The organism is Burkholderia sp. LMG 13014 (assembly GCF_905232215.1).
GTDB lineage: Bacteria > Pseudomonadota > Gammaproteobacteria > Burkholderiales > Burkholderiaceae > Burkholderia.
Map to the genome: position 1 here is coordinate 1 of NZ_CAJNKE010000154.1, position 11,715 is coordinate 11,715.

General features: G+C 65.1%; 10 protein-coding genes. 1 reads left to right on the forward strand and 9 read right to left on the reverse strand.

Going from position 1 to position 11,715, the window contains the following annotated elements; all coding sequences use genetic code 11:
• The 3 genes from folP to JYJ84_RS17075 form a co-directional block, all read right to left on the reverse strand.
• A partial coding sequence (folP, locus tag JYJ84_RS17065; protein ID WP_205189313.1) for a dihydropteroate synthase occupies positions 1-678 on the reverse strand: 678 nt, incomplete at its 3' end.
• 36 nt (positions 679-714) lie between these two features.
• Positions 715-2,613, reverse strand: coding sequence for an ATP-dependent zinc metalloprotease FtsH (ftsH, locus tag JYJ84_RS17070; RefSeq protein ID WP_122944991.1), 1,899 nt, complete (start codon positions 2,611-2,613; stop codon positions 715-717).
• Between the two features lie 166 nt (positions 2,614-2,779).
• Positions 2,780-3,442 (reverse strand): RlmE family RNA methyltransferase, encoded by a 663-nt coding sequence (locus JYJ84_RS17075; RefSeq protein ID WP_122944990.1) that lies wholly within the window; start codon positions 3,440-3,442, stop codon positions 2,780-2,782.
• A 193-nt stretch (positions 3,443-3,635) separates the two neighbouring features.
• On the opposite strand from JYJ84_RS17075, the gene JYJ84_RS17080 reads away from it, so the two are divergent.
• Positions 3,636-4,163 carry a YhbY family RNA-binding protein gene (locus JYJ84_RS17080; RefSeq protein ID WP_122944989.1) on the forward strand — a complete coding sequence of 176 codons (528 nt, stop codon included), beginning with the start codon at positions 3,636-3,638 and terminating at the stop codon, positions 4,161-4,163.
• Positions 4,164-4,242: 79 nt separating this feature from the next.
• Here JYJ84_RS17080 and JYJ84_RS17085 read toward each other — a convergent pair whose 3' ends face one another.
• The 6 genes from JYJ84_RS17085 to JYJ84_RS17110 all read right to left on the reverse strand — a co-directional run.
• On the reverse strand, positions 4,243-4,701 hold the full coding sequence (locus JYJ84_RS17085) for a DUF4149 domain-containing protein (protein WP_046545365.1): 459 nt from the start codon (positions 4,699-4,701) through the stop codon (positions 4,243-4,245).
• Between the two features lie 14 nt (positions 4,702-4,715).
• A complete protein-coding gene (greA, locus tag JYJ84_RS17090) occupies positions 4,716-5,192 on the reverse strand; it encodes a transcription elongation factor GreA (RefSeq protein WP_122944988.1) in 477 nt (158 codons plus the stop codon).
• A gap of 118 nt (positions 5,193-5,310) precedes the next feature.
• Positions 5,311-8,565 carry a carbamoyl-phosphate synthase large subunit gene (carB, locus tag JYJ84_RS17095; RefSeq protein ID WP_122944987.1) on the reverse strand — a complete coding sequence of 1,085 codons (3,255 nt, stop codon included), beginning with the start codon at positions 8,563-8,565 and terminating at the stop codon, positions 5,311-5,313.
• A gap of 49 nt (positions 8,566-8,614) precedes the next feature.
• On the reverse strand, positions 8,615-9,274 hold the full coding sequence (gene leuE / locus JYJ84_RS17100; protein ID WP_122944986.1) for a leucine efflux protein LeuE: 660 nt from the start codon (positions 9,272-9,274) through the stop codon (positions 8,615-8,617).
• Between the two features lie 37 nt (positions 9,275-9,311).
• On the reverse strand, positions 9,312-10,457 hold the full coding sequence (gene carA, locus JYJ84_RS17105; protein WP_122944985.1) for a glutamine-hydrolyzing carbamoyl-phosphate synthase small subunit: 1,146 nt from the start codon (positions 10,455-10,457) through the stop codon (positions 9,312-9,314).
• 366 nt (positions 10,458-10,823) lie between these two features.
• Positions 10,824-11,715: MFS transporter (locus JYJ84_RS17110; protein WP_205189315.1), on the reverse strand; the 892-nt coding region annotated here is incomplete at its 5' end.

Below are 11,715 nucleotides of genomic sequence, written 5' to 3' on the forward strand. Positions count from 1 at the left end.
ATAGTTGTCGTCGACGACCGCCTTGCCGAATCCGAACCCGGGATCGACGCAGATCCGCTCCGGCGCAATCCCCGCCTCGCGCAGCGCCTGCGCGCGCGCGGCGAGAAAATCGCGCACGTCGGTCACGACGTCGCCGTAATCGGGTTCGCCGACCTGCATCGTCTGCGGCTCACCGAGCATGTGCATCGCACACAGCCCGCAGTTGCCCTCGCGCACCGCGTCGATCGCGCCCGGCTGGCGGAATCCCCAGATGTCGTTGATCAGGTCGGCGCCAGCGGCAAGCGCCGCGCGCATCACGGCCGGCTTGTAGGTATCGATCGACAACGGCACATTCAGCGGCCGCAGCGCTTCGACGAGCGGGATCACGCGCGCGAGTTCCTCGTCGAGCGGCACGGGCGGCGCGCCGGGGCGCGTCGATTCGCCGCCGATATCGAGGAGGTCGACGCCTTCGGCAATCATCCGCTCGGCCTGGCGCAGCGCATCGTCGCGCGCGAGGAAGCGGCCGCCGTCGGAGAATGAATCGGGCGTCGCGTTGAGGATGCCCATCACGAGCGGGCGTTCGAACGTCAGTTCGAAGCGGCCGCACTGGAGTGGCGCGGGAATGAATGGGGAAACAACGGAATCGGACACGAGCAACTGGCGTGAATGAATGCAAAACGGGCCGGTGTGAAGCCACACCAGCCCGTGAACGGCGCTAAAGCGCTGAAGCGGAGATTATGCCGCCGGCGAAGCAGGTGCCGGTGCGTTGCCGGGCTTCACCTCGGCGCTGCTGCCACCGCCCGACGAATCGCCGCCGACAGCCGGCGAGCTCTTCGGGGAGCGCGGCGGACGGCCCTCCATGATGTCGTTGATCTGATCGGCATCGATCGTCTCCCACTCCATCAGCGCAGCGGTCATCGCTTCGACCTTGTCGCGGTTCTCATCGAGCAGGCGGCGCGCAAGGCTGTACTGTTCGTCGAGCACGCGGCGGATTTCCGAATCGACCTTCTGCTGCGTCGCTTCCGAGATCGTGCGCGTGAAACCACGGCCGAACGGCGATGCATCATTCTCGTCGTCGACGTAGACCATCGGCCCGAGCGCGTCGGTCATGCCGAAACGGGCCACCATCGCGCGTGCCGTCTGCGTTGCCTTGTTGAAGTCGTCCGATGCGCCGGTGCTGACGAGATTCATGAACAGCTCTTCCGCCACCCGGCCACCGAACAGGATCGCGAGGCGATCCATCAGGTAGTCCTTCGAGTACGTTTCGTTGTCATGCTCCGGCAGCTGCCACGTGACACCCAGCGCGCGACCGCGCGGGATGATCGTGACCTTGTGCACGGGGTCGGCCTTCGGCAACAGCTTCGCGATCACCGCGTGGCCCGACTCGTGATACGCGGTCGCGCGCTTCGCTTCCTCGCGGATCACGGCCGACTTGCGTTCCGGACCCATGAAGATCTTGTCCTTCGCGTCCTCGAAATCCTGCATTTCGACGATGCGCTTGCCGCGGCGTGCCGCAAACAGCGCAGCCTCGTTCACGAGGTTCGCGAGATCAGCGCCCGAGAAGCCCGGCGTGCCGCGTGCAATGACTGCCGCATCGACGTCGTTCGAGATCGGCACCTTGCGCAGGTGCACGCGCATGATCTGCTCGCGGCCGCGGATGTCCGGCAGGCCGACATAGACCTGACGGTCGAAACGGCCCGGACGCAGCAGCGCCTTGTCGAGCACGTCGGAACGATTGGTCGCGGCAATCACGATCACGCCCGAGTTCGCCTCGAAGCCGTCCATCTCGACGAGCATCTGGTTCAGCGTCTGCTCGCGTTCGTCGTTACCGCCGCCCATGCCGGCACCACGATGACGGCCGACCGCGTCGATTTCGTCGATGAACACGATGCACGGTGCGTGCTTCTTCGCCTGCTCGAACATGTCGCGCACACGGGCCGCACCGACGCCGACGAACATTTCGACGAAGTCCGAACCCGAGATGCTGAAGAACGGCACCTTCGCTTCACCCGCGATCGCGCGGGCCAGCAGCGTCTTGCCGGTACCCGGGGGGCCGACGAGCAGCACGCCGCGCGGAATGCGACCGCCCAGCTTCTGGAATTTCTGCGGATCGCGCAGGAAGTCGACGAGCTCGGACACTTCTTCCTTCGCTTCGTCGCAGCCCGCGACGTCGGAGAAGTTCACCGCGTTGTTGTTCTCGTCGATCAGCCGCGCTCGCGATTTGCCGAACGAGAATGCGCCGCCTTTGCCGCCTCCCTGCATCTGCCGCATCATGTAGAACCAGAACACGATGATCAGGATCGTCGGCCCGAGGTAGTACAGCGCGGACATCAGCGCGTTCGGCTCGTCATCGGCCTTGCCGCTGACCTGCACGCCGTACTTCATCAGATCGCCAACCATCCAGATGTCGCCGGGCGACACGATCTGGTACTTCTGGCCATCAGCCGGAGTGACGGTGAGGTTGCGCCCCTGAACGATGACGTTCTTGACCTTGCCGTTCTTGGCGTCGTCCATGAACTGCGAATAGGACACGCCTTCCTGGACGCGGGGCTTGTCGAACTGCTTGAACACCGTAAACAGCACCAGTGCGATCACCAGCCACACCGCTGCCTTCGAAAACATATTGTTGTTCAAAGCACCACTCCTTCACTCGTAGACGAGCGCCTACATTTTCCTTGCGGCGCCCCTCGGTCATTCTAATCCAGTCCGACCACCCTCGCCATAAGCATTGACAACCGCCGCGATAGCGCTTCGCTTGTCTGGCAAGGGCCGGAGCCCGTTTGCGGCACCTCGCTCCACATCAGCGCGGATGCTTCAGTTGCCGACCCAAAATGAACGTTTCGGACGATTTGTCGCGGGACGCCTTGGGCTTGCGCGGCGCGACGATCTTAAACTGCTGTTTGAATTTCTCGACGATCTGGCTGTAGCCGCTGCCGTGAAAGCATTTCACGAGCAACGCACCGTCCGGCTTCAGATGATTCTGCGCGAATTCGAGCGCCAGATCGCACAGATGCTCGATGCGCGCCGCGTCCGCCGAGGCCACGCCGGAGAGGTTGGGGGCCATGTCGGAAATAACAAGGTCTACCGCACGCCCTTCGAGCAATTCCTCGAGCTGGTGAAGGACTTCATCCTCGCGGAAGTCGCCCTGCAGGAAGTGGACATCGGCGATCGGCTCCATCGGCAGGATGTCGAGCGCCACGATCGTGCCGTCGATGCCGCCTTCGCGCTCCACGTCACGCTTCTTGCCCTGCGCGAGCTTGTTGCGGGCATACTGGCTCCAGCTGCCCGGCGTCGCGCCGAGGTCGACGATCACCTGGCCCGGACGGATCAGCTTGTCCTGCTCGTCGATTTCCTTCAGCTTGTACGCGGCGCGCGCGCGATAGCCCTCCCGCTGCGCCATTTTGACGTAGGGGTCGTTGATGTGGTCGTGCAGCCAGTGCTGGTTGAAGCGGTTTTTTGCCATTCGAGAGAGAGATTGCTGCTAATTGCTTCGTGAAGCCGCGCTTTTAGCGGATAATACGCGTCTTCTTCGCGCGGCTGCGGCCCCTTTTCAGGCCCATGCCGCGATTTTACGTGGTTTCGGCGCACGGCTGACGCGGTAACTTCCCGCGATCGCTATTCAGTCAGCGCGCCCTTATTTAGATTTCGACATTTCCATGCCCGCCCTTTCGCTTTCTCCCGCCGAGCGCTCCGCGCTGCGCTCCCAGGCCCATGCGCTCAAGCCCGTCGTGCTGATCGGCGCCGAAGGGCTGACCGACGCCGTGCTGAAGGAAATCAAGGTGCACCTCGACGCGCACCAGCTGATCAAGATCCGCGTGTTCGGCGACGAGCGCGACGAGCGCATCGCGATCTACGACGAGATCTGCGATCGCCTGAGCGCGGCGCCGATCCAGCACATCGGCAAGCTGCTGGTGATCTGGAAGCCCGAAGCCGCCGCAGCGGCCCCGGCTCGCGGCCGTCGTGCCGGCACGCTGCCGAGCGCGGCCGAAGCCGTCGACGACAAGAAGGGCCGTGCACCGCGCACCGTCAAGGTCGTCAAGGTATCGCCGAACGCGAGCCCCGTGCGTCGCCCGCGGCCGACGAAGGTCGTCGTGCGCGGCAACGAGCGCGTGACGGCAGGCGGTAACGTGAAGCGCGCCAAGAAGCGCCAGGCCAGCACGAAGCGTCCGTTCCAGGACAAGTAAGCATCGAGACGGCACGGCTATACCGTACCGCCACCCTGCCCGCGGGCCCGGCATCGACCGGGCCTGCGCGGCACTCGCGTCAGGCGTCGCGCGCCGGCAGGCGCCAGATCAGCATCAGCCCCAGCACACTCTCGACGAGGTAGAACACGCTCGAGACGCCGTGCAGCATCCCGAAGCGGCTCGCATACGGCGAGTTCGCGATATCGGTGCCCGCGTCCATCGCGGCCACCCGCAGCGCGTTCATGAACGGCTGCAGCGCGAAATACCCGACCAGCACGCACACGACCATCGCGGCGACGATCCAGCGCACGCGGCGATAGTCGCTGCTGCCGCGCCGTACCTGCTGGTTCGACAATGCGAGCAGCAGCACGCCGCACACGACACCGAGGATCGCCTCGATACGGAACAACTGGGCGGCGACCGAACCGGCCGTCATCCGCTCCAGCGTCTTGAACAGCACGGGCGCGACCGCATACCCGATCGTCAGCAGGCTGCCGACCCACACGGCCGACAGCAGACGGAACACGCGATGCGGCATCACGTCGCCCCGCTTCAGATGTAGCTGACCGAGATGATTTCGTACTCGCGCACGCCGCTCGGTGCCTGCACGGCCGCGACGTCGCCTTCGGACTTGCCGATCAGTGCGCGTGCGATCGGCGAGCTGACCGAGATCAGGCCGTGATCGATATCGGCTTCGTCGTCACCGACGATCTGATACTTGACGGTGTCGCCCGACTCGAGATCCTCGAGTTCGACGGTCGCGGCAAAGACCACGCGGCCATCTGCGTCGAGCACGGAGGGGTCGATGACCTGCGCGGCGGACAGCTTCGATTCGAGGTCGGCGATGCGACCCTCGATGAAGCCCTGCTTTTCCTTCGCAGCATCGTATTCGGCGTTTTCGGACAGATCGCCCTGTGCGCGGGCCTCCGCGATCGCGTTGATCACGGCCGGCCGCTCGACGGACTTAAGGCGCTGCAATTCATCGCGCAGGAGTTCCGCGCCACGCTTTGTCAACGGAATGGTGCTCATAAACGGCTCAATCGCTAAAAACGGCTATAAAAAAAATCACCGCGATTAAGCGCGTTTCCGATGCACTGGAAACACCGCCTAATCGCGGCACGTATTGCTTCGACAGGTAACTGACTGCTTAGTTTAGGCGAGCGTGAAGACCTTGTAAATCATAGACTTCCAGATCCTTCAGGTAGCGCAAGCCTTCAACCGCCGCGCGCGCGCCCGACATCGTCGTGTAGTACGTGACCTTGTGCGCCTGTGCGCTCATGCGGATCGAACGCGAATCGGCGATGGCCTGGCGCGTTTCGTCGACCGTCGTGAACACGAGGGCGATCTCGCCGTTCTTGATCATGTCGACGATGTGCGGACGGCCGTCCTTCACCTTGTTCACGACCTTCACCGGCACGCCGGCCGCTTCGATCGCGGCAGCCGTACCCTTCGTCGCAACGATCGGGTAGCCGAGGTCGTGCAGCATGCGCGCGACTTCGACGGCCTTCGGTTTATCCGCGTCCATCACGGTCAGCAGCACCGTGCCCGACTCCGGCAGGCGCGAACCGGCCGCGAGCTGCGACTTGAACAGCGCTTCGCCGAACGTCTGGCCGACACCCATCACTTCGCCGGTCGAACGCATTTCAGGCCCGAGGACCGGATCGACGCTCGGGAACTTGACGAACGGGAACACCGCTTCCTTCACGCTGAAGTACGGCGGCTCGACTTCCTTCGTCACGCCCTGCTGTGCGAGCTTCTGGCCGACCATCGCGCGCGCCGCGATCTTCGCGAGCGGCAGGCTGGTTGCCTTCGACACGTACGGCACCGTGCGCGATGCGCGCGGGTTCACTTCCAGCACGTAGATGATGTCCTGCTTCGAACCGTCCGCCTGCGGCACCTGCTGGATCGCGAACTGCACGTTCATCAGGCCGACCACGTTCAGCGCCTTCGCCATCGCACCCGTCTGGCGCTTCAGCTCGGCCACGGTTTCCTTCGACAGCGAGTACGGCGGCAGCGAGCATGCCGAGTCGCCCGAGTGGACACCCGCCTGCTCGATGTGCTCCATCACGCCGCCGATGAACACGGCTTCGCCGTCGCAGATGCAGTCGACGTCGCACTCGATCGCGTCGTTCAGGAAGCGGTCGAGCAGCACCGGCGAATCGTTCGACACCTTCACGGCCTCGCGCATGTAGCGCTCGAGGTCGCGCGGCTCGTGGACGATTTCCATCGCGCGGCCACCCAGCACGTACGACGGGCGCACGACCAGCGGATAGCCGATTTCTTCCGCGAGCGCGAGCGCTTCGTCTTCGGCGCGTGCGGTGCGGTTCGGCGGCTGGCGCAAGCCGAGGTCCTGCAGCAGCTTCTGGAAGCGCTCGCGGTCTTCGGCCGCGTCGATCATGTCCGGCGACGTGCCGACGATCGGCACACCGTGCGCTTCGAGGTCGAGCGCGAGCTTCAGCGGCGTCTGGCCGCCGTACTGGACGATCACGCCGACCGGCTTTTCCTTGTCGACGATTTCGAGGACGTCTTCCAGCGTCAGCGGCTCGAAGTACAGGCGATCGGACGTGTCATAGTCGGTCGACACCGTTTCCGGGTTGCAGTTGACCATGATCGTTTCGTAGCCGTCCTCGCGCATCGCGAGCGCCGCGTGCACACAGCAGTAGTCGAACTCGATGCCCTGGCCGATCCGGTTCGGGCCGCCGCCCAGCACCATGATCTTCTTGTTGGTGGTCGGCTGCGCCTCGCACTCTTCCTCGTAGGTCGAGTACATGTACGCGGTTTTCGTCGCGAACTCGGCCGCGCAGGTGTCGACGCGCTTGTAGACCGGGCGCACGTTGAGTTCGACGCGGCGCTTGCGGACGTCTTCCGGGCTCGCGCCGAGCAGCTTCGCGAGGCGGCGGTCGGAGAAGCCGCTCTGCTTCAGGTAGCGCAGCTCGTCGAACGACAGCGACGCGAGCGTGCGGCCGCCGAGCGCCTTTTCCTTCAGGATGATCTGCTCGATCTGCTCGAGGAACCACGGATCGATCGCGGTTTCCGCGTAGATTTCCTGAGCCGTCATGCCGATGCGGAAGGCATCGCCGACGTACCAGATGCGGTCCGGGCCCGGCTCGTGGATCTCGATCGCGATCTCGTCGCGGTTGGTCGACTTCTCGTCGAGACCGTCGACACCGACTTCGAGGCCGCGCAGTGCCTTCTGGAACGATTCCTGGAACGTGCGGCCGATCGCCATCACTTCGCCGACCGACTTCATCTGCGTGGTCAGGCGCGAATCGGCTTCGCGGAACTTCTCGAACGCGAAGCGCGGGATCTTCGTGACGACGTAGTCGATCGTCGGCTCGAACGATGCCGGGGTCTGGCCGCCGGTGATTTCGTTCTTCAGCTCGTCGAGCGTGTAGCCGACGGCCAGCTTCGCCGCGACCTTCGCGATCGGGAAGCCCGTTGCCTTCGAGGCGAGCGCCGACGAACGCGACACGCGCGGGTTCATTTCGATGACGACCATGCGGCCGTCCTTCGGGTTGATCGAGAACTGCACGTTCGAGCCGCCCGTGTCGACGCCGATCTCGCGCAGCACCGCGAGCGATGCGTTACGCAGGATCTGGTATTCCTTGTCGGTGAGCGTCTGCGCCGGCGCGACCGTGATCGAGTCGCCGGTGTGCACGCCCATCGGGTCGAGGTTCTCGATCGAGCAGACGATGATGCAGTTGTCGGCGCGGTCGCGCACGACTTCCATCTCGTATTCCTTCCAGCCGAGCAGCGATTCTTCGATCAGCAGCTCGCGCGTGGGCGAGAGATCCAGGCCGCGCCTGCAGATCTCTTCGAACTCTTCGCGGTTGTAGGCAATGCCGCCGCCCGAGCCGCCGAGCGTGAACGACGGACGGATCACGACCGGGTAGCCGCTGCCACCGGTGAGCGCCATGATCTCGGCGTGCACCTGGGTCGCTTCTTCCATCGAGTGCGCAACACCCGACTTCGCGGAACCGAGACCGATCTTGGTCATCGCGTCCTTGAACTTCTGGCGGTCTTCCGCCTTGTCGATCGCTTCCGGCGACGCGCCGATCAGCTCGACGCCGAACTTCTCGAGCACGCCGTGGTGGTGCAGGTCGAGCGCGCAGTTCAGCGCGGTCTGGCCACCCATCGTCGGCAGGATCGCGTCCGGGCGCTCCTTCTCGATGATGCGCGCGACGACTTCCCACGTGATCGGCTCGATGTAGGTCACGTCGGCCGTGTTCGGGTCGGTCATGATCGTCGCCGGGTTGCTGTTGACGAGAACGACCTTGTAGCCCTCCTCACGCAACGCCTTGCAAGCCTGCGCGCCCGAATAGTCGAACTCGCACGCCTGGCCGATGATGATCGGGCCGGCGCCGATGATGAGGATGCTCTTGATGTCTGTGCGTTTTGGCATGGCTGGTGAATTCAATAAGTAATCGTTGTCGTGGGTCGGCCGGCTGCGCTCAGCTCATCGTGGCGAGCGCAAGCTTCACCGAGAAACCGATGAACAGGCCGCCCACGCTGCTCGCCGCGCCCGCTGCAAGCTTGCGGCGGCGGCGGAAGTGCTCGGCGAGCCGCGCACCCGCGAAGATCAGCGTGCTCAGGTACAGGAAGCTCGCGCATTGCGCGATCGCCCCGAGCACGACGAACGACAGCGCAGGATGCGGAAATGCCGGGTCGACGAACTGGATGAAGAACGAGATGAAGAACAGGATCGCCTTCGGATTCAGCAGGCTCACGATCAGTGCCTTGCGGAACGGCCGCTCGCCGTCCACCGCGGGCGCTGCCTCGGCCGGCGCATTCGCCGGCGCGCGCAGCTTTCGCCACGCGCTGCGCAGCATGCCGGTGCCGATGTAGAGCAGATACGCGGCGCCGCCGTACTTGACGACGGAGAACAGCAGCGGGTTCGCCTTCAGCAGCGACGCGACGCCGGCGGCGGACAGCACCATCAGCACCGTGTCGCCGACGAACACGCCGCACGCCGCGCGATAGCCGGCCTTCACGCCGCGCTGCGCCGCGAGCGACAGCACGTACATCGAGTTCGGCCCCGGCAGCAGGATGATGAAGATCACGCCGAACACGTAGGTCCAGATATCCGTGATGCCGAGTGCGTGGCCGAACATGATGTGAATCTCCCGTCCTTCAGTTGCGTCGGTGACGTTAAGCGTTGCGCTGCTTCGCCGCGTCCATCAGCGCGGTGAAACGGTCGAACAGATAGCCGATGTCGTGCGGGCCGGGCGACGCTTCCGGGTGGCCCTGGAAGCAGAATGCCGGCTTGTCGGTCAGCTCGAAGCCCTGCAGCGTGCCGTCGAACAGCGACACGTGCGTCACGCGCGCGTTGGCCGGCAGCGAATCCGCATCGACCGCGAAGCCGTGGTTCTGCGACGTGATCACCACGCGACCGTCGCCGAGATCCTTCACCGGGTGGTTCGCGCCGTGGTGGCCCGTCTTCATCTTCAGCGTCTTCGCGCCGACCGCGAGGCCCATGATCTGGTGGCCGAGGCAGATGCCGAAGGTCGGCACGCCGCGCTCGATGAACTGCTTCGTGGCCGCGATCGCGTAGTCGCACGGTTCCGGATCGCCGGGGCCGTTCGACAGGAACACGCCGTCCGGATTCAGCGCGAGCGCATCTTCCGCGCTCGCCTGTGCCGGCAGCACCGTCACGTGGCAGCCGCGTTCCGCGAGCATGCGCAGGATGTTGTACTTGACGCCGAAATCGTACGCGACGACGCGGTACTTCGGCGCTTCCTGCATCCCGTAGCCGCTGCCGAGCTTCCATTCGGTCTGCTTCCACTCGAACGGCTTGGTGGTCGACACGACCTTCGCGAGATCCATGCCCGCGAGACCCTGGAACGAGCGCGCGAGCTCGATCGCCTTCGCTTCGTCGTCCGAGCCCGTCAGGATGCAGCCGCTCTGCGCGCCCTTGTCGCGCAGGATGCGGGTCAGCTTGCGGGTATCGATGCCGGCAATCGCGACGACGCCTTCGTCGCGCAGGTAGTCGCCGAGCGTGCGGTCCATGCGGAAGTTCGATGCGAGCGCGGGCAGATCACGGATGATCAGGCCGGCGGCATGGACTTTCGTGGCTTCGACGTCTTCGGCGTTGACGCCGACGTTGCCGATATGCGGGTAGGTGAGCGTGACGATCTGGCGCGAGTAGCTCGGATCAGTCAGGATTTCCTGATAGCCGGTGATCGCGGTATTGAACACGACTTCGCCGATCGTATGGCCTTCGGCCCCGATCGAATAACCACGAAAGACCGTGCCGTCGGCGAGTGCAAGCAAGGCGGGAGTAAAAGACGGCAACACGGGAGGCTCCTTGGGGAACACCCTGCTGCCGACCTGTTTACCCTGCCGCGCGCGCACCGCGCTGCGTGGGCGCGCGCGGTCGCTTGCTGGACGCGGCCTGCTTTGTCGAGACGCGAACCCGGCGCGTGGCGCACGAGGCTTCGCGGCATCGCCCGGCTGGCGGCGTGCGGCGGATGAACGGGATGAATGAGGTAGGCGCTAGGGTGCGAGGTTGATCAGCACAAACTTTCAAATTATAGCCCGAAAATGGCCCTATCTTCAATCGATTTGGCCGTCCGATCGTGCGCCCCGCCATGCCTGGCGGCACGGCGCAACGCGCTGCGGCCCCGTTTCCGCGGCCGCCCTACCCGCCAGCGTACCGCCGGATCAGTGTGCTTGGCCAGCGCCGCGCGCGGGCCAGACGTACCAGACCGCGCTCGCGAGCTGCAACGCGAGCAGCACGCCCCACGCGGTGAAGTGCGCGGCGGCCGGATAGCGGCCGTCGATCGCGGGCCAGTGCGACAGCACCGCGCCGACACCGATCTGGAACGCAAAGATCAGCAAGAAGATCACGAGCGTGAGCGTCGTGTTCGCGCGGCCGATCAGATGCGCGGGAAAGTGCCCGGCCATCACCGCGTAGGTCAGGATGCCGACACCGCCGAACATCCCGTATGCCGCCCACAGCACGGCCGGCGGCAACGGCACCCCCGCGACGATCGCGATCTGTGTCGCGACGAACAGCGCCATGCCGACGCCGCAGAACGCGTACACGGACACGCCGCGCCGCTCGAGCACCCGCGCCGCGGCGCCGAAGCCGACGCAGCCGGCCATCATCGCAAAGCCGAGCACCGACACGAGGCGCGCGGCATGCGGCGCATCGAACCCCGCGACATCGCGCAGGTACGGCCCGACCCACAGCGACTGCATCGCGTAGAACACACCCTGCGTGACGACGGAGAACGACGAGATCTTCCAGAACGCGCGGCTGCTCAGGATATGCCACGTGCCCTTGAACTGGCTGACGAGCCCGCCCTGGTGGCGCACCTGCTTCGCTTCCGGCGCGCCCAGGCCGATCGATGCCGCGACGATCACCGTCAGCACCGCGAGACCGAAACAGATCGCGCGCCAGCTCGTCCAGCCGAGCAGCCAGGTCAGCGGCGAGCCGACCATCACGCCGCCAAGGCCACCCACGGCCATCACGAGGCCGTTGACGAGCGGCAGCCGGCCGACCGGGAAATGCTGCGCGAGCGCCTTGAACGCCGCGCCGAGGCACACCGAT

Coding starts and splice junctions, on each gene's coding strand:
- JYJ84_RS17075 (WP_122944990.1), bottom strand. CDS start 3,442: ATGGCAAAAAACCGCTTCAACCAGCACTGGCTGCACGACCACATCAAC.
- JYJ84_RS17080 (WP_122944989.1), top strand. CDS start 3,636: ATGCCCGCCCTTTCGCTTTCTCCCGCCGAGCGCTCCGCGCTGCGCTCC.
- JYJ84_RS17085 (WP_046545365.1), bottom strand. CDS start 4,701: ATGCCGCATCGCGTGTTCCGTCTGCTGTCGGCCGTGTGGGTCGGCAGC.
- greA (WP_122944988.1), bottom strand. CDS start 5,192: ATGAGCACCATTCCGTTGACAAAGCGTGGCGCGGAACTCCTGCGCGAT.
- carB (WP_122944987.1), bottom strand. CDS start 8,565: ATGCCAAAACGCACAGACATCAAGAGCATCCTCATCATCGGCGCCGGC.
- leuE (WP_122944986.1), bottom strand. CDS start 9,274: ATGTTCGGCCACGCACTCGGCATCACGGATATCTGGACCTACGTGTTC.